General features: G+C 44.9%; 23 protein-coding genes and 1 other RNA gene. 7 read left to right on the top strand and 17 right to left on the bottom strand.

The genetic code is table 11. From position 1 onward, the window contains the following. Nucleotides 1-35: 35 nt before the first annotated feature. Nucleotides 36-1352 carry a 23S rRNA (uracil(1939)-C(5))-methyltransferase RlmD gene (rlmD, locus tag VTAP4600_RS00435; RefSeq protein WP_102520993.1) on the bottom strand — a complete coding sequence of 439 codons (1317 nt, stop codon included), beginning with the start codon at nucleotides 1350-1352 and terminating at the stop codon, nucleotides 36-38. A gap of 190 nt (nucleotides 1353-1542) precedes the next feature. Here rlmD and barA point away from each other — a divergent pair, with 190 nt between their 5' ends. Further along, on the top strand, nucleotides 1543-4317 hold the full coding sequence (barA, locus tag VTAP4600_RS00430) for a two-component sensor histidine kinase BarA (RefSeq protein WP_102520992.1): 2775 nt from the start codon (nucleotides 1543-1545) through the stop codon (nucleotides 4315-4317). A gap of 130 nt (nucleotides 4318-4447) precedes the next feature. On the opposite strand, the gene acpS is transcribed toward barA, so the two are convergent. The 11 genes from acpS to rpoE all read right to left on the bottom strand — a co-directional run bounded on the left by acpS (nucleotide 4448) and on the right by rpoE (nucleotide 13584). Further along, a complete protein-coding gene (acpS, locus tag VTAP4600_RS00425; RefSeq protein ID WP_102520991.1) occupies nucleotides 4448-4828 on the bottom strand; it encodes a holo-ACP synthase in 381 nt (126 codons plus the stop codon). Further along, nucleotides 4828-5559 carry a pyridoxine 5'-phosphate synthase gene (gene pdxJ / locus VTAP4600_RS00420; RefSeq protein WP_102520990.1) on the bottom strand — a complete coding sequence of 244 codons (732 nt, stop codon included), beginning with the start codon at nucleotides 5557-5559 and terminating at the stop codon, nucleotides 4828-4830. Before pdxJ ends, acpS begins: the two co-directional genes overlap by 1 nt. Continuing rightward, nucleotides 5556-6275 (bottom strand): DNA repair protein RecO, encoded by a 720-nt coding sequence (gene recO / locus VTAP4600_RS00415; RefSeq protein ID WP_102520989.1) that lies wholly within the window; start codon nucleotides 6273-6275, stop codon nucleotides 5556-5558. The genes pdxJ and recO overlap by 4 nt, the downstream gene beginning before the upstream one ends. A 60-nt stretch (nucleotides 6276-6335) precedes the next feature. Beyond that, nucleotides 6336-7304 carry a GTPase Era gene (era, locus tag VTAP4600_RS00410; protein ID WP_102520988.1) on the bottom strand — a complete coding sequence of 323 codons (969 nt, stop codon included), beginning with the start codon at nucleotides 7302-7304 and terminating at the stop codon, nucleotides 6336-6338. Further along, nucleotides 7297-7974, bottom strand: coding sequence for a ribonuclease III (gene rnc / locus VTAP4600_RS00405; RefSeq protein WP_102520987.1), 678 nt, complete (start codon nucleotides 7972-7974; stop codon nucleotides 7297-7299). Before rnc ends, era begins: the two co-directional genes overlap by 8 nt. 10 nt (nucleotides 7975-7984) lie before the next feature. Beyond that, nucleotides 7985-8884, bottom strand: a complete 900-nt coding sequence (lepB, locus tag VTAP4600_RS00400; RefSeq protein WP_102520986.1) for a signal peptidase I — start codon at nucleotides 8882-8884, stop codon at nucleotides 7985-7987. 114 nt (nucleotides 8885-8998) lie between these two features. After that, a complete protein-coding gene (gene lepA / locus VTAP4600_RS00395) occupies nucleotides 8999-10792 on the bottom strand; it encodes a translation elongation factor 4 (RefSeq protein WP_102520985.1) in 1794 nt (597 codons plus the stop codon). Nucleotides 10793-10883: 91 nt separating this feature from the next. Next, the gene (locus tag VTAP4600_RS00390) at nucleotides 10884-11387 is read right to left on the bottom strand and encodes a SoxR reducing system RseC family protein (RefSeq protein WP_102520984.1); all 504 of its coding nucleotides are present in this window, start codon (nucleotides 11385-11387) and stop codon (nucleotides 10884-10886) included. Then, nucleotides 11384-12388: a sigma-E factor regulatory protein RseB gene (rseB, locus tag VTAP4600_RS00385; RefSeq protein WP_102520983.1), complete on the bottom strand. Its 1005-nt coding sequence runs from the start codon at nucleotides 12386-12388 to the stop codon at nucleotides 11384-11386. Before rseB ends, VTAP4600_RS00390 begins: the two co-directional genes overlap by 4 nt. Beyond that, entirely contained in the window at nucleotides 12385-12993 is a 609-nt protein-coding gene (locus VTAP4600_RS00380) for an RseA family anti-sigma factor (RefSeq protein WP_172443041.1), read from the bottom strand. The genes rseB and VTAP4600_RS00380 overlap by 4 nt, the downstream gene beginning before the upstream one ends. 12 nt (nucleotides 12994-13005) lie before the next feature. Continuing rightward, a complete protein-coding gene (rpoE, locus tag VTAP4600_RS00375; protein WP_102520981.1) occupies nucleotides 13006-13584 on the bottom strand; it encodes an RNA polymerase sigma factor RpoE in 579 nt (192 codons plus the stop codon). A 320-nt stretch (nucleotides 13585-13904) separates the two neighbouring features. On the opposite strand from rpoE, the gene nadB reads away from it, so the two are divergent. Next, nucleotides 13905-15515 carry an L-aspartate oxidase gene (gene nadB, locus VTAP4600_RS00370; protein WP_102520980.1) on the top strand — a complete coding sequence of 537 codons (1611 nt, stop codon included), beginning with the start codon at nucleotides 13905-13907 and terminating at the stop codon, nucleotides 15513-15515. A gap of 84 nt (nucleotides 15516-15599) precedes the next feature. On the opposite strand, the gene VTAP4600_RS26650 is transcribed toward nadB, so the two are convergent. Beyond that, on the bottom strand, nucleotides 15600-16025 hold the full coding sequence (locus VTAP4600_RS26650) for a protein YgfX (protein ID WP_415239669.1): 426 nt from the start codon (nucleotides 16023-16025) through the stop codon (nucleotides 15600-15602). Then, nucleotides 15973-16233 carry an FAD assembly factor SdhE gene (locus tag VTAP4600_RS00365; RefSeq protein ID WP_102520979.1) on the bottom strand — a complete coding sequence of 87 codons (261 nt, stop codon included), beginning with the start codon at nucleotides 16231-16233 and terminating at the stop codon, nucleotides 15973-15975. Before VTAP4600_RS00365 ends, VTAP4600_RS26650 begins: the two co-directional genes overlap by 53 nt. 237 nt (nucleotides 16234-16470) lie before the next feature. Here VTAP4600_RS00365 and ygfZ point away from each other — a divergent pair, with 237 nt between their 5' ends. From ygfZ to VTAP4600_RS00350, 3 genes are all read left to right on the top strand, one after another. Continuing rightward, entirely contained in the window at nucleotides 16471-17439 is a 969-nt protein-coding gene (gene ygfZ, locus VTAP4600_RS00360) for a tRNA-modifying protein YgfZ (protein WP_102520978.1), read from the top strand. Next, nucleotides 17432-17905 (top strand): aminoacyl-tRNA deacylase, encoded by a 474-nt coding sequence (locus tag VTAP4600_RS00355; protein WP_102520977.1) that lies wholly within the window; start codon nucleotides 17432-17434, stop codon nucleotides 17903-17905. Before ygfZ ends, VTAP4600_RS00355 begins: the two co-directional genes overlap by 8 nt. A gap of 536 nt (nucleotides 17906-18441) precedes the next feature. Further along, nucleotides 18442-18648, top strand: coding sequence for a DUF1107 domain-containing protein (locus tag VTAP4600_RS00350; protein WP_102520976.1), 207 nt, complete (start codon nucleotides 18442-18444; stop codon nucleotides 18646-18648). 98 nt (nucleotides 18649-18746) lie between these two features. On the opposite strand, the gene VTAP4600_RS00345 is transcribed toward VTAP4600_RS00350, so the two are convergent. From VTAP4600_RS00345 to VTAP4600_RS00335, 3 genes are read right to left on the bottom strand one after another with little or no spacing between them, the layout of a single operon-like run. Further along, a complete protein-coding gene (locus VTAP4600_RS00345; RefSeq protein WP_102520975.1) occupies nucleotides 18747-19952 on the bottom strand; it encodes an FAD-dependent 2-octaprenylphenol hydroxylase in 1206 nt (401 codons plus the stop codon). A 1-nt stretch (nucleotide 19953) separates the two neighbouring features. Then, nucleotides 19954-21132 (bottom strand): 2-octaprenyl-6-methoxyphenyl hydroxylase, encoded by a 1179-nt coding sequence (ubiH, locus tag VTAP4600_RS00340; protein ID WP_102520974.1) that lies wholly within the window; start codon nucleotides 21130-21132, stop codon nucleotides 19954-19956. A gap of 9 nt (nucleotides 21133-21141) precedes the next feature. Further along, nucleotides 21142-21711: a YecA/YgfB family protein gene (locus VTAP4600_RS00335; RefSeq protein ID WP_102520973.1), complete on the bottom strand. Its 570-nt coding sequence runs from the start codon at nucleotides 21709-21711 to the stop codon at nucleotides 21142-21144. Nucleotides 21712-21958: 247 nt separating this feature from the next. Here VTAP4600_RS00335 and zapA point away from each other — a divergent pair, with 247 nt between their 5' ends. Both zapA and ssrS read left to right on the top strand, forming a co-directional pair. Beyond that, the gene (gene zapA, locus VTAP4600_RS00330) at nucleotides 21959-22264 is read left to right on the top strand and encodes a cell division protein ZapA (RefSeq protein ID WP_102520972.1); all 306 of its coding nucleotides are present in this window, start codon (nucleotides 21959-21961) and stop codon (nucleotides 22262-22264) included. A 1-nt stretch (nucleotide 22265) separates the two neighbouring features. Continuing rightward, nucleotides 22266-22448, top strand: a non-coding RNA gene (gene ssrS / locus VTAP4600_RS00325) — 6S RNA.

Here is a 22448-nt window from a genome sequence, read left to right as displayed (position 1 = left end):
CCGGGCCTTATGGTTCCCTTATTTTACGGGATTTTTTATTTTTCAAACAGTGCCATGCTCTCTAAATGACTGGTATGAGGAAACATATCCAACATCGCGAGTTTTTTTAGCGTATAGCCTTGTTGTAAAAGGCTATGACTGTCGCGAGCAAGGGTAGCAGGATTGCACGAGACATACACCACGGCTTTGGCGCCCAGTGATGAAATCTGTTCAACAATACCTGCAGCTCCACCTCTGGCAGGATCAAGCAAGACTTTATCGAATTGACTTTGAGCCCATACAGATTGAGTCATGTCTTGCTCTAAATCCGCTTGATAAAAATGTGCATTTTCAATCTGATTTAACTGGGCATTGTGAGTGGCACGTTGCACCATTTCATCAATCCCTTCAACACCGACCACTTCTTTGCTTTGTTTTGCCAAAGGTAAGCTAAAGTTGCCAATACCACAAAACAGATCCAACACACGTTCATTTTCTTTCGCATCTAACCAATTAAGCGCTTGCTCAACCATGGATTGGTTCACCACTTGATTAACTTGTACGAAGTTATTAGGCGCAAAGGACAAGGGTAACCCGACTTCTTGATAATACGGTTCTTCACCACAAATACGATCCAACTGCCCCGCCTCTGGCATCAAATACAATGTTAATGCGTGCTGCTCGGCGAAATCGACTAAAGATTGATGCTCTTGCGCTTTCAACTCAGCTAAATGTCGTAATACAAGCACCACACCGTTATCTGCCAACACCAACTCAAGGTGACCAAGCTTATCGATCGGCTTAAAGCCACTTAATAACTTTTCTAGCTTAGGAAGCAACACGTTTAACTCTGGAGCTAGCACCATGCAATCGGTTACCGTCACAATCTGCTTGCTCATTTTTTGCCTAAAGCCAAACTTAAATTGATGGGTTTTCTTATCTCGCTGCATACTGATACGAGCGCGACGACGGTAGCCTTGCGCTTGAGAAATAATCGAATCCGTTAAGGTAATCGACTCTCCTGCAAACTTACCCATCAACTGAGTGAGCGCTTGCTGTTTGTTTTCCACCTGCGCCTCGTGAGCAAGGTGTTGCATGTTACAGCCACCGCATTCGTTGTAATAACGACAAGGAGCCTCAACGCGCTGTGCGCTGGCTGTTTTCATTTTAATGAGCTTGGCTTTAGCGTATTTACTTTTTTGCTCAGTAAATTGAACAACCACCTCTTCACCAGGCAAAACACCTTCGATAAATACCGGTTTTTTATTAACAAAAGCCATCCCTGCGCCGTGATGATCCAGCTTTGTTACTGTAACCTGTTGGTGTTTTGTATCAATTTTTGTATTTTTAGTCGGCTTATAGAAGCGGGCCATAGTTATTTGCCTATTTGCTCAAGTGCTTTTCAGTGTATTTGTCTATGGTATCGGTGTTTTCTCCGATAGAGTCACTATTTGACACCAGAGAGATTGTCGAATAATACAGACTTTATTAAGCTAGCTGCTTATTTCTATGATTATACTTGTCTGTACGAGTATTTTCCCATATCCAGACAGTAATGAGAACATGACCCGATACGGCTTAAGAGCGCGCGTGATCACTTTAACTTTAGCGCCGACCCTAATTATTGGTCTGCTGCTGAGTGCCTTCTTCACTTCAAATCGCTATAACGACCTAGAAAATCAGCTGATTTCAACCGGCCAAAGCATTATAGAGCCTTTAGCTATTGCTAGTGAATATGGCATGACTCAACAAAGTAGAGAGGCTGTCCGCCGCCTAATTAGTTATGCTCACCGTAAGAATTCTCAGATCGTACGTAGCATTGCTGTGTTTGACACCAATCACGAGCTATTTGTCACCTCTAACTTCCATCCTAATTTTGCGTCATTGACCTTCGATAAAACACGGCCTATTCCGCTGCTCAGTACGATAGAGTTGATCGACACCGATTTAATCATTCGAACCCCCATTCTAGCAGAAGGTCAGTTTTCCTCACCACAAAGAGGTAAAACAGAGCTCAATCAGGCGTTAGGGTATATTGCTATCGAGCTGGATCTCTCCGCCTTACGCCTTCAACAGTACCAAGAAATCTTTGCTGCGCTGCTGGTATTGATTTTAGGCCTTGGTTTGTCCGGTTTATTCGCCTATCGGCTGATGCAAGATGTCACACTGCCAATCACACACATGAAAAACATGGTGGATCGAATTCGCCGTGGTCATTTGGATGTACGTATTGAAGGCAAAATGCATGGAGAACTCGATGCGTTAAAAAATGGCATCAACGCAATGGCCATGTCATTGTCTGAATACCATGTTGAAATGCAACACAGTATCGACCAAGCCACATCCGATTTACGTGAAACCCTAGAACAACTAGAAATACAAAACGTTGAATTGGATATTGCGAAGAAACGAGCTCAAGAAGCGGCACGAGTGAAATCTGAGTTCTTAGCCAACATGTCCCATGAACTGCGAACCCCACTAAATGGTGTCATTGGCTTTACACGTCAGATGCTCAAAACTCGCCTCTCTCCTAGCCAAGAGGATTACTTGGTTACCATCGAGCGCTCAGCCAATAACTTGCTCAGCATCATCAACGACATCTTAGACTTCTCCAAGCTTGAAGCAGGTAAGCTAGCACTTGAAAACATTCCATTTGAGTTCCAAGAGTGCCTGGAAGAAGTGGCCGCATTGCAAGCGACAGGCGCACATGAAAAAGGCTTAGAGCTGACTTTAAAGGTCGACCCTAAAGTACCGGCTGGCGTAGTCGGCGATCCCCTACGTATTCAACAGATTCTAACCAACTTAGTTGGCAACTCCATCAAGTTTACTGAACGCGGCAACATCGACATTAGTGTTGAACTTCGTTCGCAGAAAGACGACATCATTGAATTACAGTTTATGGTTAGAGATACCGGCATTGGTATCTCTGAACGCCAGCAGTCTCAGCTTTTCCAAGCCTTTAGCCAAGCCGATGCCAGTATTTCCCGCCGCTATGGTGGTACAGGCCTTGGTCTTGTCATTACTCAGAAACTGGTCGGGCAAATGGGGGGCGAAATCAGCTTAACCAGCCGATTGCATCAAGGTTCTACGTTCTGGTTTACGCTTCGCTTGGCAGCTAGCGACCTACCGATGACACACGATATCGATCTAAGCCAGTTCCAACAAAAACGTTTACTGCTGGTTGAACCAAACATGCAGGCCGCATCTGTCATTCAACAACAATTGAGCCAGCAAGGCTTTATCGTTAACTATCGTTCAAGTATGCCAGAGAACATTGAAGCTCATGACTATGCTTTGCTTAACCTATCACCCAATCAAAAATACGATAGTAATACCATTGATAAGTGGTTAAAACAGGCTCAAAGCATCGCGCCACAAGTCGTGGTGGGCTTACCAAGTAACGAACTGGCGCTTGCTGAACATTTAGTCGCCAACAACAGCGTTCAGTGCATCACTAAGCCAATTTCTCGCCGTAAATTACTCAATAGCTTAGCGAAAGATCAACCCGATGCCATTATGTATGAACCGGCTATCGAGCCAACATCGACTCGACTGCCACTTAAAATCATGGCGGTTGATGACAACCGAGCTAACCTAAAGTTAATTTCGGCGCTGCTGTCCGAGCGTGTTGAAGAGGTCGTTACATGCTCCAATGGTGAAGAAGCCGTTCAAGCGGCATTGGAACAAAGCTTTGATATGATCTTGATGGACATTCAAATGCCGAAAATGGATGGGGTCACAGCCTGCCAAGAAATTAAAAAAATAGCGTTGAATTCGCACACTCCCATCATAGCAGTCACCGCTCACGCTATGGTTGGAGAGCGTGACCGATTACTCAAAGCTGGCATGGATGATTACCTGACTAAGCCAATTGAAGAACACATTTTACAGCAAGTTTTGGTGCACTGGAGCCCACAAATTATCGAGCATCAAGTGGACCGAGTTGACCTATCAACGGTGACGGATGTTCCCGTTACACTAGAAGCTCCTACCGATGTGATCATCGACTGGCAGCAAGCTTTAAAGCAAGCAGCCAACAAAGAAGATCTCGCGAAAGAAATGCTGCAGATGCTGGTCGAGTATATTCAAGAGGTCGAAGTATTTGTTGAACAAGTCTTAAACACAGAGCAAAGCGATAACGATCAATTGATCCACCATATTCACAAGCTACATGGTAGCTGCTCCTACAGCGGCGTCCCTAGATTAAAGCAATTATGTGCGGTTATTGAAAAATCACTTCGTTCTGGCGATTCAATAGAGAATGTAGAACCTGAACTGTTCGAACTTCAAGACGAGATGGAAAAGGTCATGGCAAGTGCCAAGCCATACCTAGAATAACCCAATTAATTGATGAATTTTAGCTCGGTAACGAAAGCCCCAATAAGTAACAACTAAACCCCTAAAAAGAAAAGCCCGCTGATATTAATATCAACGGGCTTTTTAACGTTTGGCTTTAACTACTTATTCACTAGCTTTCAATGATCACAGTCGCAACAGAGTAATGACGCTCATCAGAAATGGAAAGATGATAGCCCTTAGCCCCCATCGCTAGTGCCAATTCTTGAGCCTTGTTCTGTAAGACCAAACAAGGCTTGCCTTTATCATCATTTGAAACGACAAAGTCATGAAATGTCACACCGCTAGCAATGCCAGTCCCCAAAGCCTTAGAGGCGGCTTCTTTAGCGGCAAATCGTTTCGCTAAAAATCGCCCTTGTTGCTTAAGTTGACTGAACTGTTCATATTCCGAATCGGTTAAAATACGTTTCGCAAATGCGTCGCCGCTTCTTGCTAATGCCTTCTCGACCCGTTCAATTTCAGCGATGTCAGTACCTAGCCCCAAAATTGCCATTAGCGACGAGCTTGTTCCAGAACCGCTTTCATATCTGCTACGGCTTTTCCTAATCCATCAAACATTGAACGGACAATAATTGAGTGGCCAATGTTAAGTTCAAAGATTTCAGGTAAAGCAGCAATCGGCGCCGCGTTATGATAAGTCAAACCATGGCCAGCATTCACTTTGATACCCAAGCTATCTGCATAGCTTGCGCCAGCCGCAATTTTTTTCAGTTCATCATTTTGGTCGACTTCATTTTCAGCATCCGCATACTGGCCGGTATGAAGTTCAATATAAGGAGCACCACACGCTTTTGACGCATCAATTTGCGCGCGGTCTGCATCAATAAACAAGGACACATTGATGCCAGCAGCCGTCAGTTTTTCTGTCGCGGCTTTGATCTTGTCGAGTTGACCGACGACATCTAAGCCACCTTCTGTTGTTAGCTCTTCACGCTTTTCAGGCACCAAACAAACAAACTCAGGCTGGGTTTTAAGAGCAATCTCGACCATTTCATCGGTAACGGCCATTTCTAAGTTCATACGGGTCTGTATGGTTTCTTTTAGAATGCGCACATCGCGATCAGTAATATGACGACGGTCTTCACGTAAATGAATGGTAATGCCGTCCGCGCCTGCACGTTCTGCAACTTCCGCTGCATGGACAGGATCTGGGTATTTAGTGCCGCGTGCATTTCGCAATGTGGCTACGTGATCAATATTGACGCCTAAAAGGATTGAGCTCATTTTCCAATACTCCGTGCTCGTAGAACTGGGATAAACAGTTCTCGACTTTTTAATGGTTTACCGCCTAAAAACGGCTTTAATGCAATTCTGGTAAAGCGCTTTGCCGCTTTAAGCTGCTGTTGAGTCAAAAAGCGGCGTTCACTGATAGCAATCAGTTCATCGCCTAGAAAGGTGAGATTATCGTTTCTAACGCTCGCAATAAACCCCTTCTGCTCACGATAACGATAAGTCATAGTCGGATCAATAGCTTCGCCCGTTCCTGCGCAATGTAAAAAATCGACGCCGTAGCCTAATGCTGACAATAGCGCTAGCTCAAATCGACGTAAACCCGGCTCAGGATTATCATTTTGAGCGAGTTCAGTGAGTGCTTGCAGGTAGTCGTGAAACAGGGCTGGATAAGGGGTTTCGTTTTCAATCACACGGCCAATTAGCTCGTTTACATACATGGCGGAATAGAGGTTAATGCCCGAGATAGGCAAACCTAAACTAATAGGCTCTGCCTGCCTGAGCGTCCGCATAGAGCCCTTGCCTGACCATTTCATCAACAATGGGGTGAATGGCTGTAGGGCACCTTTCAAATTCGAGCGTTTACCTCGCGCTCCTTTCGCCATGACAGACACGCGACCGTACTCTTCGCTGAAGACATCAAGTATTAGGCTGGTTTCACTGTATGGGCGGCGATGTAAAACAAAGCAACGCTGTAGTCCGTCTGACATGTGTTTTCCAAATACAACAAAGGGAGTCGAAACTCCCTTTGAAATTATTGATGGTGGCGATTATAAATCGTCAATGTAACCTAAGCTACGCAGTGCTCGTTCGTCATCTGCCCAACCTGATTTCACTTTCACCCAAGTTTCTAGGTACACTTTGCGTTCGAATAGTTCTTCCATATCCAGACGAGCTTCACGGCCGATGATTTTTATTTTCTCACCACCTTTACCGATCACCATTTTCTTCTGACCAAGACGCTCAACTAAGATAAGCGCATTGATATGAAAACCATCAGTTTCTGGATTGTAGTCAAAACGCTCAACCTCAACCGTTACTGAGTATGGCAGTTCTTCACCGGTAAATCGCATCAGCTTTTCACGGACAATTTCAGACGCCATAAAACGCTGAGAACGGTCAGTCACATATTCTTCAGGGAAGTGGTGCGCGGCTTTTGGCAAGTGCGCACGAACATGCTTACGTAAAACGTCGATGTTGGTATCGTGTTTTGCTGAAATTGGCACAACATCAACGAAGTCCATTTTTTCAGTCAGTGCTTGCATATGCATCATTACGTCGTTACGGTCTTTAACGTTATCGACTTTATTCATGCACAACACAACTGGGAAATTGGCTTTGTTTAGCTTGTTAAACACCATTTCATCGTCAGCAGTCCAATGCGTACCATCAACCAAGAACAACACTAAGTTCACATCACTTAGTGAGCTGTTTGCAGCGCGGTTCATCAAACGGTTAATTGCACGTTTTTCTTCTATATGCAGACCCGGGGTATCAACAAAAATTGCTTGATAGTCACCTTCTGTCTCAACACCCATAATACGGTGACGAGTGGTTTGCGGCTTACGTGAAGTAATCGAAATCTTCTGACCAAGCAATTGGTTTAGCAAGGTTGATTTACCCACATTAGGGCGACCAACGATTGCAACAAAACCACAATGCTGATTTTCTGGATCAGTGCTTTTTCCTTCACCAGACGCAAAGTACGCATCCAAATCGAATTCGTTATTATCAGACATCTGTCAATAATCCTAATGCCAATTCAGCGGCCGACTGTTCTGCCTTGCGACGACTGCTGCCTTTACCTATTACAGGCTCATCTGAACCTGCCACTTCACACGCAACCGTAAACTCTTGGTTATGTGCTTCACCTTTAATCTTAGTCACTTCGTAGACAGGAAGCGGCTTTCTTCGACCTTGTAAAAACTCTTGTAGGCGAGTTTTTGGATCTTTTTGTGAAATACCCGGCTCAATGGCATCTAAACGAGTCTTGTACCACGCTAGGATGACTTGACGAATTGTCTCACTGTCACTGTCTAAGTATATAGCACCAATGATGGCTTCGACGGCATCCGCTAAAATTGAATCACGACGGAATCCGCCACTTTTCAGTTCGCCTGGACCTAATTTTAAGTCGTCTCCAAGTTGAAATTCACGGCCTAACTCAGCCAGTGTTTTTCCACGCACAAGTGTTGCGCGCATGCGGCTCATATCACCCTCGTTCACTTTAGGGAAACGGTGATAGAGGTCATCTGCAATGACAAAACTTAAAATTGAATCGCCCAGAAATTCAAGACGCTCATTGTGTTTACTGTTGGCACTGCGGTGTGTCAGTGCCAAGTCTAGGTGATCGATATCATTGAACTGATAGTCGATCCTTCTTTGTAGTTTCGCTATTGGAGTAGTCATACTCTCTCGATTAATTAATGCCACCGATGCGGTTGAAACGCACATCAGTAGGGATCCAAGACGGTAATACGCTGCTTGGGTCTCGTTCAAATTCAAAGCTGATCCAAATACCGACCGCTTTGCCGACTAAATTGCCTTCAGGGACAAATCCCCAGTAACGGCTGTCTGCACTGTTGTCACGGTTATCACCCATAACAAAGTACTGACCTTTAGGTACCACCCATTCTGCAACGCCTGGACGAGGCTGATAACGCTCAACCTGATCTCGTGCTAATGGATGCACCAAAATTTGATGTTCTTGTTCACCAAGCAGCTCATTCATTTGAATCAACGGAATACCATTTTGAACAAACTGACTTTCTTTTACATTGTTCATTGGAACAGGTTGACAGGTTTTCTCGCCTGCAGACTGAATACATAGCTCTTTACGAGCATTATATTTCACCGTATCGCCTGGCATACCAACAACACGCTTGATGTAATCAATATTAGGTTGTGGTGGGTACTTAAACACCACCGTGTCGCCACGCTCTGGCTTGCCTGTTTCAACCAACTGGGTACGCCATACCGGGTCTTTTAGGCCGTAGGCGTATTTCTCTACCAAGATAAAATCACCAACCAAAAGCGTTGGCATCATTGAACCTGATGGGATTTGAAATGGTTCGTACACAAATGAACGAAGCACCAATACAAACGCAATCACAGGAAATATTGAAACGCTATTTTCAATCCACCAAGGTTGCGCAACCACTTTAGCTTGAGTTGCCGCATCAAGACCGTTTGCGGTTTGTGCTTCAACTTGCCCTAGCGTTTGTTGGCGTTTCTTTGCCCATACCCACTTCTCTAGCGCCCAAACAATGCCAGTAACCAAGGTTACGATCACTAGGATGAGTGAAAATGTATTAGCCATTAAAATCCCTTTGCGGTTGAAATTTAGGTTGAATCAATAAAACAAGAAAGGGCAACTAAGTACCCTTTCCTTGATTGGTTATTTATTGGAGCCTTCAGCCAAGATTAAGTTCTATTAATCTTTACCTACGTGCAAAATTGCCAAGAAGGCTTCTTGAGGCAGTTCTACGTTACCGATCTGCTTCATACGTTTCTTACCTTCTTTCTGCTTCTTAAGCAGTTTCTTCTTACGACTGATATCGCCGCCGTAACATTTTGCGATTACGTTTTTACGCAATTGCTTCACGGTCGAGCGCGCAATGATGTGGTTACCAATTGCAGCTTGAATCGCAATATCAAACATTTGACGAGGAATGAACTCTTTCATCTTCTCGACCAATAGACGACCACGTGATTGTGCGATGTCTTTGTGAGTGATGATCGCCAGCGCATCTACCTTGTCGCCGTTCAGTAGAACGTCAACACGAACCATGCTTGATTCTTGGTAATGGTGGAAGTTGTAATCCAATGACGCATAACCACGAGACGTTGACTTCAAGCGGTCGAAAAAGTCCAATACAACTTCTGCCATTGGCAAGTCGTAAGTGATCGCAACTTGGTTACCGTGGTAAACCATGTCTACTTGCACGCCACGTTTTTCTACACATAAGGTAATAACGCTACCTAGGTAGTCCGACGGCACTAAGATATTACAACGTGCAATCGGTTCACGAATTTCTTCTAAATCATTAACCGCTGGTAGTTTCGCTGGGCTATCAACATACAGGATTTCACCGTCTGTTTTCACCACTTCGTATACTACGGTTGGCGCTGTCGTGATTAGGTCTAGATCGTATTCACGCTCTAGACGCTCTTGGATGATCTCCATGTGGAGCATGCCCAAGAAACCACAACGGAAACCAAAACCCAACGCCGCTGAACTTTCTGGCTCGTAAAACAACGAAGCATCATTCAGGCTAAGCTTACCCAATGCATCACGGAAGTTTTCGTAATCGTCAGATGAAACAGGGAACAGTCCCGCGTAAACCTGTGGTTTCACTTTTTGGAAACCTGGTAGCGGAGTTTCACAGCCATCTTTTGCAAGTGTAATGGTGTCACCTACTGGTGCACCTAGGATGTCTTTAATACCACAAACAACCCAGCCAACTTCGCCAGTGTTTAATTCCGTTGTATCAATTTGTTTTGGCGTGAAGATACCAAGACGATCAACGCCCCATACCTGACCAGTACTCATCATTTTTATTTTAGCGTTTTTCTTTAGTGAGCCATTCTTAACTCGAACCAAAGAAACAACACCTAAATAGTTATCAAACCATGAGTCGATGATCAACGCTTGCAACGGAGCTTCAGGGTCACCTTCAGGTGCAGGAATTGCTGATACGATGTTTTCTAGAACCTCGTCAACGCCAAGACCTGTTTTAGCCGAACAACGCGTTGCTTCCATTGCATCAATGCCAACAATTTCTTCGATCTCTTCTGACACACGCTCAGGATCAGCGGCAGGTAAATCGATCTTGTTTAAGATTGGTACAACCTCAAGATCCATTTCGATCGCAGTATAACAGTTGGCCAGTGTCTGAGCTTCTACGCCCTGACCGGCATCAACAACGAGTAATGCACCTTCACACGCTGCTAGAGAGCGAGAAACTTCGTACGAGAAGTCTACGTGTCCTGGAGTATCGATAAAGTTAAGCTGGTAGGTTTCACCATCTTTCGCTTTGTAATCTAGGGTTACACTTTGTGCTTTAATGGTAATACCGCGCTCACGCTCGATATCCATAGAGTCAAGGACCTGTACGTCCATTTCACGCTCACTCAATCCACCACAAACTTGGATTAAACGGTCAGAAAGGGTCGACTTACCGTGGTCGATGTGGGCAATAATCGAAAAATTACGAATGTTTTTCATAGGTATGGGGTGACTTAACTCTTGCAAAATGGATAGGAGAAACGCCAAAATTTGCTGGCATTTCGATCAAGTTGGGCGATTCTACCGAATTTCAGGCGTTGCCGCTATCATCAAATGTAGCAATTCCTTTCAAAGGTTGCCCCATAATCCGGATTAAAGTGACTTTTTCAACCGATTGGTGCTCATTTCTCTGAGTCCAATAACGAGCAAGCATGAAGCCAAGCACTGCAAAGGCAAAGGATAACAAAATGATACTGCCCTCACCGCCTCCTAACATTGGCGCAAGCCAAAACTGGCCGACGGCTGCACCGAGCATAAGAAAAAACAGCGGGAATAAATATACAACAGCAGCAGATTGCAGCAATTGTTTCTCAGGTAGGCCGATTTCGACAACTTGACCTGATTCAACCTTGTCGGAAGTCTCAAGCCACCATGTATGACTTTTATTGCCAACCGCTTTAGACACTATGCCTGTACCGCAACTTTTTTGCGATGAGCAATGTGAACAACTCGTTTGCTGCTCACAGCTTAGCTCAGCCCGAAAGCCATGTTCCGTCGATTCAACCGAAGCAACGGTAGCCAATGCAGTCATCATGGTGTGGATACCGCTTTACTATCAGCACTCACACCCGGTTTGGTCACATTGACTACAGGATCCATTTTAACCGAGAGCGCAATGCGTTTTACTGTTGATGGCGGAATATCCCCAACCACGGAAACTTCTTTATCATTAACAACAAAAGAGTGCAAAGTGCGCCTGCCTTGGCGAACCAGTTGCCCTTTTAATGACATCGCATCTTTTTCAGCAACATACACTGAAAAACTGAACAGCCCATCGGTAAACATTTGGCTCTCAACGACTTTATCCGTTATTGCCATACGATAGCGGTTCATGTTGTTGGCTTTAAACCCGTCAGGCACCCAAGTAACCTGCCAAAATGAATCGGTTTTCGCCGCTTCAGGTAGTGTAAGAATTTCAGGTAACTGGATGTCATTCAGACCCGACATGTGATCGAAGATTTTTTCGTTCACCGCGTAAGAAATGGTTCGATATTGCTCTAGAACTTCACCATCACGATCAACCAGATCGGCACGCAATGGTAAATAACTGCGCTCATCCACCCACAATACATAGGAATAACGTTCTCCGTCTTTAGGTACAATACGGATCACTTGACTTGGAGAGCCCGCTTCACGAGCACGCCCTAACTTAACAAAATCGTAATAATCGCTCAGCTTTGTCACGTCAGTTTTGAGCATAGGGATGATTGGGGCAACCATCTCGCCTGATTCGATGGAAAACGGATCAACACCGGGCTCAATATAGCTGACTTCATCACCGCGACGGATCACTTCTCGATTGGGTCCACTCAAATAAACCAAATGCGCTAAATGAAGGTCATCTCTTTTGGCGTGACGATACAACAAAGGCTCAATGCTGTTCTTTTTGATCAGAATATACGAGAGTTCATAGTTTAATTGCTGACTAGCTTCGTTCATTTGATGCAACAAAGCCTCGGCAGATGCTTCTTCTGCCGAGGCTGAGTAACTGACCAAACTGAACAGTGCTAGTGCACTGATCAGAGTTTTTTTCATTCTACTACCGGTTCCAGATTGTTTGCTTGGTCATCAATAGCTTTACTATTTAGACGCAACTGAAGGTTGTAATCTTGTAATAAAGCATTCACGCGACGGCGCTGCTCCATTAACTGTGCTTCAGATGATGAAGAGTGAGCGCTGTTTGCCGTTAAGCTTACCGGCTCCGCACTGCCCGAAAATGGGATAGTTTGTAACACCGGCAATTCAGCTTGAGCCGGATTACCCTCTACACCACCATACTGTTGAACACCAAGTATGACCGCAAGGGAAACACACGCCGCCATTGCAACTTGTCCAAATTGCGATAACCAACTCGGCATCGTCCAACGAGCTTCCCTTGGGGTGGGTTGAGCTTCAACCGCAGGGGTTGGATTAATATGGTGTGCAGGCTCATCTTCTAGAGCTAAAGCGACTTTACCAGCAATGTCCCATTCGGCACTTACAGGGTTCTCACCCCGCATAACATCACCAATTAAGTGATAGTTCTGCCAAGACTTCTGACCTTCTGCATCGTGCGCCAATTCTGCAAGCAGAGCTTGATCGACACTTTCTCCATCCATGAGTGCTGAAAGTTTTTCTTTGTCAGCCATTATTTTCACCATTTCATTCACTGGTTAGTGCGCAATAAGCGGTTTGATTTTTTTCTCAACCGCTTCTCGAGCACGGAATATTCGGGAACGTACTGTGCCTACTGGACAATCCATTACTTCAGCTATTTCTTCATAGCTAAGGCCGTCCAGCTCGCGCAACGTCATTGCCGTTTTTAGGTCTTCAGGTAGTGCTTCAATCGCATCAAACACAACGTTCTGCAATTCTTTGGACAACGTTAAGTTCTCAGGGTTCGATATTTCTTTTAACGCACTGCCTGATTCGTAATATTCTGCTTCTTCAGCATCTAAGTCCGTTGCTGGCGGTCTACGACTTTGGGCAACGATATAATTTTTAGCCGTATTGACGGCGATCCGATAGAGCCAAGTGTAAAAAGCACTTTCACCCCTAAAGTTAGGAATGGCACGATACGCTTTAATAAACGCCTCTTGTGCTACATCTTGTACGTCTCCGGAGTTGCTCACATAGCGAGAAATTAGATTGCAAACTTTGTTTTGATATTTAATCACCAAAAGGTTAAACGCCTGCTTATCTCCTCGCTGAACTCGCTCTATCAATACTTGATCAGTTAGCTGCTCGCTCATTCGAGCGTGTACTCCTATAGTTATTAGCCCTCACCTTTATAGGGATGAGCTAAAAATCTGCCAATTGTAGTATTGACACCACCGCTTACATGAGCACTATTGTGACTCATTGGTAGAAAAAAAGTTCAATGCTTTGTGTTTTTTTTACCAATTTTCTGTCGCAATGTGATGTATCCTGCAGTGTAGCGACTCAGTCGGGCGTAGAAAACAAATAAAAAAACGTCATCACCATTGAGTGGATAAAGGGATTAGCAGTTTGCTAATGACGTAAATAGAGTCCGTTAGTTGGCTCTAGGATATTCTGGGATTTTGAAAGTTATATGAACATACACCGTGAACATCAATGTGATGTGTTAGTGGTTGGTAGTGGTGCCGCGGGTTTATCGCTCGCGTTACGTGTTGCACCACATGGTAAAGTTATTGTACTTAGCAAGGGACCTCGCAGCGAAGGGGCCACCTTTTACGCACAAGGTGGTATCGCCGCTGTATTCGACGAATCTGACAGTATCGAATCTCACGTAGAAGATACTCAAATTGCTGGCGGCGGCTTGTGCGAAGAAGACACTGTGACCTTCATTGCCCAAAACGCAAAGAAATGCGTTCAGTGGCTCATTGACGGCGGAGTACCATTTGACCGCGAAGATGACGACTCCGATGACAGCCCACGCTATCACTTAACACGTGAAGGCGGACACAGTCATCGTCGTATTCTACACGCGGCAGATGCCACAGGCATGGCCATGCAAACGTCGCTACAAGACAACGTCCACAATCATCCAAACATCGATATTTTTGAACGCCACAACGCGTTAGATTTGATCACCGAAGACAAAGTCGGCGGCGATGCGAACAAAGTAGTCGGTGCTTATATTTGGAATCGGGACAGAGAGCACGTTGAAACTGTACGTGCTAAGTTTGTCGTGCTTGCTACAGGCGGAGCCTCGAAAGTTTATCAGTACACGTCGAACCCTGACGTTTCGTCTGGTGATGGTATCGCGATGGCTTGGCGCGCGGGTTGTCGCGTTGCCAATTTGGAATTCAATCAATTCCACCCGACCTGCCTGTTTCATCCAGAAGCTCGAAACTTCCTGCTAACGGAAGCCTTACGCGGTGAAGGTGCTTACCTTCGTCGCCCTGATGGCTCTCGCTTTATGCCCGATTTTGATGAACGAGAAGAACTGGCACCAAGAGATGTCGTTGCTCGTGCGATTGATTTTGAAATGAAACGACTGGGTGCAGATTGCATGTATCTCGACATCAGCCATAAACCAGCAGAGTTCATTACTAAGCACTTCCCTACGATTCATATGCGCTTGCAAGACTTGGGCATTGATATGACCAAAGAGCCAATACCAATTGTTCCTGCCGCGCACTACACCTGCGGCGGTGTGATGGTGAATCAACAGGGTAAAACCGACTTAAGCCAACTCTACGCAATTGGCGAAGTGAGCTATACCGGGCTTCATGGCGCTAACCGCATGGCGTCGAATTCCCTACTGGAATGTGTGGTGTATGCTTGGTCGGCCGCTAAAGATATCGTTAAACACATCAAGGATGCCGAACTTCCACCTAGCCTACCCCATTGGGATGAAAGTCAGGTTAGCTGTTCAGATGAAGAAGTCGTCATTCAACATAACTGGCATGAGTTACGCTTGTTCATGTGGGACTATATGGGCATTGTTCGTACTGACAAACGTCTAGAACGCGCATTACGTCGCATCCAATTGTTGCAGCAAGAAACTAACGAGTATTACAGCACGTTCAGAGTGTCTAATAACTTACTTGAACTTCGTAACTTATTGCAAGTTGCTGAGTTAATGGTGAAGTGTGCGATGCAACGCAAGGAAAGCCGAGGGCTACATTACACCTTAGATTACCCAGAGCTCGCTGAAAACAGCCAGCCTACAATTCTCGTTCCAAATAAGAAATAGGAACAGAGAGTTAACAAGAAGTAATGTCATTCTTCTTATGACTTAAAAGAGCGCTGAGCGCTCTTTTTTTCGACCATTTTAAACTTAGCTATTCTCTAATTGTTGCAATAGGTATAACAATCTCCGGTAGTGCTGCTCTTCACATTGATCGCGCCAAATAACTATCCGACCACTTTCGCGAGTCTGAATGACAACAACAACTGCAAAGAATAATCGCCAACTTCGCGCAACTTGATAGTCGGTGCTATTTATCACCATGCCTCCATCCAATGAGCACGTAAATAGACCCAAAGTTTGTGGAGGATAGAGCTGAACCCAATTGCGTGGAATAAAAATAACGAAACACAGGTACAGCGTGGCTGCGGTGGGCAACCAAGAAGAGCATAACGCCCACACAATAATCGCAGCGGTCACACTACGAATTATGCAGGCATGATAGGACGTCGCTAACTGAAAACTAACGGACCTTGCTGAGGTTGTGAGCAACAATTTTATCAACCATAGAGGCATGCCCTAAATTTTCACTGCGCCCATGCCCCATGACCCACGTAAATAGATCAGGATCATCGCATTCTAATAAAGAAACAAAGTCGTTCTTCTCTTGCTCAGTCAATGCTTCAAAACATTCATCAAAGAACGGCATCATAACTACATCTAATTCTAGCATTCCGCGGCGACAGCCCCATTTAACGCGTGCTTTTGCTTCTGGCGTGTACATGGATACTCCTCAATAAGAATCAATAAATTCACCAAAAAATACCTTGTAGGCATCGTAACTAGTGGCGTTATGTCATTGTGAAAGCAGTTTAGCAAGAGCCAAAGCTTACAACCACTAAGCAAGTCACAGACTCCAGAGCCGAATAACTTTTATTGATGAGAAAAAGCACAAACACTGACAAACCGTAACAGACCGTTTACCATAACTGCATAGATAAAGAACCTAGGTAGCTTCAATATGAATTGGCAACAATCGCTCACGCAACAAGCTCACACTTCAACCCAAGCATTACCACCACTGGTTGTATGCCCACTCACTTCTTGGTCGGCCATTTCGATGGTTGGAGATGACAAAAAATCCTACCTGCAAGGCCAGATCACTTGTGATGTTGTCTCTCTAGAAGCGAATCAGTCCACATTAGGGGCTCATTGTGATGCAAAAGGAAAAATGTGGAGCATCTTCCGCCTATTCCATCACCTTGATGGCTACGCCTTAATTACTCGTGCCAGCGCTTTTGAAACCGCACTGAATGAAATAAAAAAATACGCGGTTTTTTCCAAAGTTGAAATCAAAAAAAGTGACGACATTTTACTAGGTGTGATGGGTGATGATGCCAAGCATTGGCTCAGTAGCTTTGTCAACACTGAAGAAAGTGTGACGGCATTTGAAGGTGGGACCGCAGTCAAACTCGACGATAAGCGATGGTTGCTGTCTATTCAACCGGATCATGCAGACGCTGTTATTGCTAACAGCCCAGTTGAATTGACGAACGATAGCATCTGGGACTGGGCTGAAGTTGAATCTGGCTTGCCAAGTATCTCGGCATCTCAACAAAATCAACACATTCCTCAGGCTCTCAACTTACAAGCTTTAGGCGGGATCAGTTTTACTAAAGGCTGCTATACAGGACAAGAAACCGTCGCTAGAGCAAAATACCGAGGTATGAACAAACGAGCATTATTTAAGGTAACGGGTGAGCTATCAGCAGAGTTACCGGCAGATGCCACTCTAGAGCGCGCAGTTGGTGAAAACTGGCGTAATGCTGGCTCTCTTATTGTTCAGTACCAGTTTGACGACAATAAAGCCTGTGGCCTCATCGTCTTACCAAAAGACATCGAGTTCGATACGGCACTACGCTTAACTGACCAACCAGAAACTCGCTGGCAAATTGAAGCGCTGCCTTATTCGTTGGAAGAAGATGAGTAATAGCACCTCGATAACTCAATATCTTGAGAAAAAGCAGGTGAATTATCGCCTGCTCCCCCACAAAACGCCAGCCACCAGCATTGAAGACGCCGCTTCGCAAAGGCAATGCCGCCCAGAGCAAATGGTGAAATCCATCTTACTTAGAGATATGGGTAATCAATATGCTTTAGCCTGCGTGCCAGGCAATAGGCAAGTTGATCCCAAAAAAGTTAGAGCGGAGCTGAATTGCAGGCGAATGACTTGTGTCAGTTCTAATGAGCTACTAGAAGTCACCGGTTACGAAGTGGGTTGTGTGGCTCCGATCGGACTGTCTACAAAAATGCCTATTGTGTTTGACTCTGAGCTGTTAAAACAAAACGAAGTCACCATTAGCAGTGGCTCGAACATGGCAGGATTAGCGCTCACGCTAGAAGACCTCTTGGGTCTTTGCTCCCCCCTCATCTCGAATATCGTTCGAGATCTATAGTTTTAGATGTAACAAGATAATTCTTGCATTAATAACTAGACAACGACCTCATATAACAACCAAAGGTAATATATATTTATACGATATTAATGAATAATTAGTCATTTTTATATTTTTCATGTAATGTGTTTCTTGCCGCCAATGCTGATTCAGTCCTTTTAATGCGGGCGTTCGATCTGCTAGGCGGTAAAAGTGAATCCACTTTTTGTGTAATACATCTGTGACTATTTGCCCGACATTCTCAATGCGGGCTTTTTTTTATTTTTGTTACAATGAAACTAATTCCTTTCTAACTTGGTCTACTCTTATAATCTGTGCGAATACATGCGCATCTTCCACTGATTGCTTTTTAATCTTTCGTCCGTGTTAAATGAGGAACTAGTCACACAAAGCAGGGATTTGTCTTGAGTAAATGATAATCCCAGCACAATTCGCCAATTGAAATTGAAATTACTGCATTTTACCCCAGTCCAATCACAAAATTGTCGCGGTATATTTTTTATAATCTGTCGCGCTAGAAAAATAAGGATAAAGGTATGAGACTGTTTAAACGCTACACGCCTGGCATGATAGCGAAACACATAAGTCGGCTTTTTAAAGGCAGACTTTATATCTACGGAATAGGGAAATTCGAATTCGATAACGGTAAACTGATTTTACCAGCAAAGGCTGAAAAACGTCATTTTCAAACCGTGAACGAAGTTAATCAAGAGATATCTCGATTGAAATGTGCGTATGCATAAAAATTGAGTATTTACACTAAATTAAGGCTTTAGTAATAATATAAGAATTTATACAGGGTTGATGCATGCATCAGCCCTGTTTTATTTTAACCTACTGGCTACTTAGCAATATCCGGTAATTGACCTTTCAAGCCAAGCGCTCTCTCCATAATGAGGTTTTTTGCACCCGGTAATTTGTCAGCAACAGACATCCCAACACCACGAAGCAATTTCTTAGCCGGATGATCCCCTGCAAACAAATCCTTGAAGCCTTGCATTGACGTTATCATTTTCGCAGCTTCCGCCTTGCGCCAACGTTCGAACGGCCTTAGGTTGCGTTTCAAGCCGATATCTTGACCTTCTTGCCAAAGCCTTGTGACTTCTTGTGCCAAGCTTGCTGCATCCAATAAGCCAAGATTCACACCTTGCCCTGCTAACGGATGTATTGTGTGTGCAGCGTCACCTATTAGTGCCACACGCTCCTTGGCAAAGTCTCGTGCATAACGCATTTTTAATGGGAAAGCCTGACGCTCTCCTTTGACTTCACACAGACCGAGTCGAACATCAAATGCAGCAGCAAGCGCGTTGTTGAACTCGTCATCAGACATCGCAACCAATGCTTCTGCTTGTTCAGGCTCTGTCGACCAAACAATTGAACTCATATTAGCGTCTTGCATCGGCAAAAATGCCAACGGCCCTTCCGGAGTGAAGATTTGTCTTGCGGTATAATGATGCGGCAGTTCAGTTTTAATATTGGCAACCAAAGCATGGTGACCATAATCCCAATGGGTTAATGGTATGTCTTGCTGCTGGCGTAACCATGAATGCGCACCATCCGCTCCCACCACCAACTTAGCCGTGAGCGCTTGACCCGAATCTAGTGTTATCCACGCTTCACTCTCACCAACAACGACAGACTGGCACTTCTGAGGAGCAAATAACGTTACGTTATCCAGTTGTTTAATACGATCCAGTAACGAAAGCTGTATGACACGGTTTTCAACAATGTGGCCTAAATTAGGCTGCGATAAGTGATTGGCATGAAAGTCGATAGAAGCAAAACTGTCTTTGTCCCACACTTCCATCGCGACATATGGGCTAGCGCGGCGCTGTTCTATTCCTGACCACGCACCAACACGTCTCAACACTTGCTCACTTGAGCGACTCAATGCCGACACTCGAATGTCCGGCAATTCATTCAATTCACTACTTGGCAGTTTACCCTCGACAATCGCAACTCTCAGTTCCGTTTTTGCCAGTGCAGCCGCTAGAGTCAAACCCACCATGCCACCACCGACGATCGCAATATCAAAACTTTGCATCATATTATCTCTCTACTAACCCCATAGTCCTGCGTAATAACGGTGATCTAACAAGTGAAACGTTATCCATCAACATAAGGCCTAAGTTACGTCCAATACGCATGGCGGGATAATCATTGGAAAACAAGTGAACCAACCCAGCCGTCAACATAATGGTTTGATTTCTATCTGAATTACGACGTTTTGCATAACAACTGAGAAGTTGGTAGTCACCAATATCTTGTTCTGCTTTAGATATTTCTTGAGCCAGCGTCGCGACATCACGAATCCCGAGGTTAAACCCTTGACCAGCAATGGGATGAAGCGTTTGAGCCGCATTACCAATCACCGCAACCCGATGAGAGATAAACTGCTCTCTGGTGCGAAGTAGCAATGGATAGCTTGCGCGAGATCCTGCTAGAGTAAATTGGCCAAGCCGCCAACCAAATGCGCTCTGAAGCTCAACTAAAAACTGGCTGTCAGATAAAGACAGCACTTTATTAGCTTCGTCAGGAGACAAACACCAAACTAACGATAATCGCCCTTCAGACATAGGCAGTAACGCTAATGGTCCTGACTCAGTAAACCGCTCGAAGGCACGCCCTTCATGCGCTTGTTCAGCCGTAATATTTGCAATAACAGCAACCTGGCCAAAGTCTTGTTCCGTTTGCTTTAAGCCAATGTCATCACAACAAACAGACTGTGTACCATCCGCTGCCACCAACAGTGGAGCTTGGATAGTTTCACCGCTCGATAACAACAAGGAAACCGACGTTGAATCGCGCTCAATCGACGTCACCGAAGCTGGGCATAAAAAGTCGATATTAGCCGCTTGCTGCAACTTTTCATGATAAACCCGGCCAGTATCAGCCAATTCAACCACGTAACCTAACGCATCAATGCCTAATTCATTGGCATCCATATCCGTCATTCCAGCATGACCACGATCGGATACGTGGATGTGATTTATCGCCACCGCATACGGCTTAATAGCAGACCACAACTGCATGTCTTTAAGTAACTCTACCGTGCCATATGAAAGCGCTATCGATCGAGAGTCATAGCCAGGATGCTCTTCATGCTGAGCCAAAAACGGCTCTACAACCGCGATTGAGAGTGTATCTTGGCAATACGCATTGAGCGCCAGAGCCAGCGTTGCCCCAGCCATCGCGCCACCAGCGATAACGATGTCGTAACGTTTCATATTATTCCATTAATGAAGAGTCGGTTTAGTCTCGATGGACTGCTTACTGCCAAGTGCAAGATGAACCGTCATCACGCAAGCTTTTACGTGCTCAATCACTTGCTCGAGTAGAATTGCTTGCTCGGCCATATCGTCTTCTTCATCAATGCCAAGCTTGGCGATCTCTTCTAGATCGCGCAGTGCTTCCTTAACGTCTTCTTCCGCTTTATTTAGTTGAGCATCTATCAAACCTAGCCCTGAGATAAAGTGGTTAACCCAATCTGACAGACCATCGGCTAATGTGACCAACTCTGCACCATCTTCAGCCAAAATCAGAGTCAATTCAAAGTCACTACTTAGCAGCTCTGCACTGGTCGCTTTTAGAATACTTTCTGCCATCGTCACAGACGTCACTGGCCAGCCCATACCGTCATTGGTGTAATCGTATAGCAATGTTTGCCATGTGTTGGCAGCCATCTCAAGTCCACCACTGACCATCCCTGTTAACAAGCCATGTAATTCAGCGGGCGTCACCGAAATTTGTGCTGACTTTAGTTCTTGTTCAAGTGCCTGATAGCTAGGCAAAGATATTTTACTCATATACAAAGGATTCACTGATAGCTAATAATTACAGTAATGCTATCATTTCAGCCTGCCAGCGAAAACGCTCAAGGTGAGTATTATGCGCAGCAATGCGTCAATTTGCTGCTTTCGTAGCTAGTTAGCCACTCAATTAAGCAAAGCGTGAGTGAAAAGCTTGAATCTTAGAGAGGCATTACCTATAGTTTCCCTCTCGGCGGCATACACGTAGTCAGGCTGTCTTTGTAACGTAAAAGAGTTTATTTGAATGAGTAGTCAAGCTGTTGAAGTTGAAATTTTAGGTAAGTTAACCCGTGTAAACTGTCCTCCCGGTGAAGAAGAATCACTGATCAAGGCAGCGGAAGACCTAGATACTCGTTTAAAAGACATGACCGAACGAACAAAAGTGAACAATGTTGAAAAACTACTCACCATTGCGGCACTGAATATTTGCTATGAACTGCAAGTATCAAAAGAAAAAGCCGATGGAAAGTCGAGCCAAATTACTGAGCGCATGGAATCGCTTGCAGCGTCACTTGATGGGGCGTTAAAACAGCTAGGACAGCAAAAATAGTTTTACCCTGGGGTGTTTGTCAGAGGACTAAGTCCCCGAGCCGATAAGCAATCCTTAAGGGTTAGTATTTAGTCGCTATTGAGCATGCTCGGCTTGTACCGAGAAGCCTACGGTAACCATTGCTGACCCGCCTTGAACGAACTGGTTCAAGGGTCATTGTTCTCAACGGCACTCTGGGGTACCC

The organism is Vibrio tapetis subsp. tapetis, from assembly GCF_900233005.1.
GTDB classification, from domain to species: Bacteria; Pseudomonadota; Gammaproteobacteria; order Enterobacterales; family Vibrionaceae; genus Vibrio; species Vibrio tapetis.
Note: the sequence above shows the minus strand (reverse complement) of the source record. Positions and strands in the feature narration are given on the sequence as shown.

Bases quoted from the DNA above. Each gene is read 5' to 3' on its own strand.
- rlmD (WP_102520993.1), bottom strand. From the start codon at position 1,352: ATGGCCCGCTTCTATAAGCCGACTAAAAATACAAAAATTGATACAAAA.
- barA (WP_102520992.1), top strand. From the start codon at position 1,543: ATGACCCGATACGGCTTAAGAGCGCGCGTGATCACTTTAACTTTAGCG.
- acpS (WP_102520991.1), bottom strand. From the start codon at position 4,828: ATGGCAATTTTGGGGCTAGGTACTGACATCGCTGAAATTGAACGGGTC.
- pdxJ (WP_102520990.1), bottom strand. From the start codon at position 5,559: ATGAGCTCAATCCTTTTAGGCGTCAATATTGATCACGTAGCCACATTG.
- recO (WP_102520989.1), bottom strand. From the start codon at position 6,275: ATGTCAGACGGACTACAGCGTTGCTTTGTTTTACATCGCCGCCCATAC.
- era (WP_102520988.1), bottom strand. From the start codon at position 7,304: ATGTCTGATAATAACGAATTCGATTTGGATGCGTACTTTGCGTCTGGT.
- rnc (WP_102520987.1), bottom strand. From the start codon at position 7,974: ATGACTACTCCAATAGCGAAACTACAAAGAAGGATCGACTATCAGTTC.
- lepB (WP_102520986.1), bottom strand. From the start codon at position 8,884: ATGGCTAATACATTTTCACTCATCCTAGTGATCGTAACCTTGGTTACT.
- lepA (WP_102520985.1), bottom strand. From the start codon at position 10,792: ATGAAAAACATTCGTAATTTTTCGATTATTGCCCACATCGACCACGGT.
- VTAP4600_RS00390 (WP_102520984.1), bottom strand. From the start codon at position 11,387: ATGATGACTGCATTGGCTACCGTTGCTTCGGTTGAATCGACGGAACAT.
- rseB (WP_102520983.1), bottom strand. From the start codon at position 12,388: ATGAAAAAAACTCTGATCAGTGCACTAGCACTGTTCAGTTTGGTCAGT.
- VTAP4600_RS00380 (WP_172443041.1), bottom strand. From the start codon at position 12,993: ATGGTGAAAATAATGGCTGACAAAGAAAAACTTTCAGCACTCATGGAT.
- rpoE (WP_102520981.1), bottom strand. From the start codon at position 13,584: ATGAGCGAGCAGCTAACTGATCAAGTATTGATAGAGCGAGTTCAGCGA.
- nadB (WP_102520980.1), top strand. From the start codon at position 13,905: ATGAACATACACCGTGAACATCAATGTGATGTGTTAGTGGTTGGTAGT.
- VTAP4600_RS26650 (WP_415239669.1), bottom strand. From the start codon at position 16,025: ATGCCTCTATGGTTGATAAAATTGTTGCTCACAACCTCAGCAAGGTCC.
- VTAP4600_RS00365 (WP_102520979.1), bottom strand. From the start codon at position 16,233: ATGTACACGCCAGAAGCAAAAGCACGCGTTAAATGGGGCTGTCGCCGC.
- ygfZ (WP_102520978.1), top strand. From the start codon at position 16,471: ATGAATTGGCAACAATCGCTCACGCAACAAGCTCACACTTCAACCCAA.
- VTAP4600_RS00355 (WP_102520977.1), top strand. From the start codon at position 17,432: ATGAGTAATAGCACCTCGATAACTCAATATCTTGAGAAAAAGCAGGTG.
- VTAP4600_RS00350 (WP_102520976.1), top strand. From the start codon at position 18,442: ATGAGACTGTTTAAACGCTACACGCCTGGCATGATAGCGAAACACATA.
- VTAP4600_RS00345 (WP_102520975.1), bottom strand. From the start codon at position 19,952: ATGATGCAAAGTTTTGATATTGCGATCGTCGGTGGTGGCATGGTGGGT.
- ubiH (WP_102520974.1), bottom strand. From the start codon at position 21,132: ATGAAACGTTACGACATCGTTATCGCTGGTGGCGCGATGGCTGGGGCA.
- VTAP4600_RS00335 (WP_102520973.1), bottom strand. From the start codon at position 21,711: ATGAGTAAAATATCTTTGCCTAGCTATCAGGCACTTGAACAAGAACTA.
- zapA (WP_102520972.1), top strand. From the start codon at position 21,959: ATGAGTAGTCAAGCTGTTGAAGTTGAAATTTTAGGTAAGTTAACCCGT.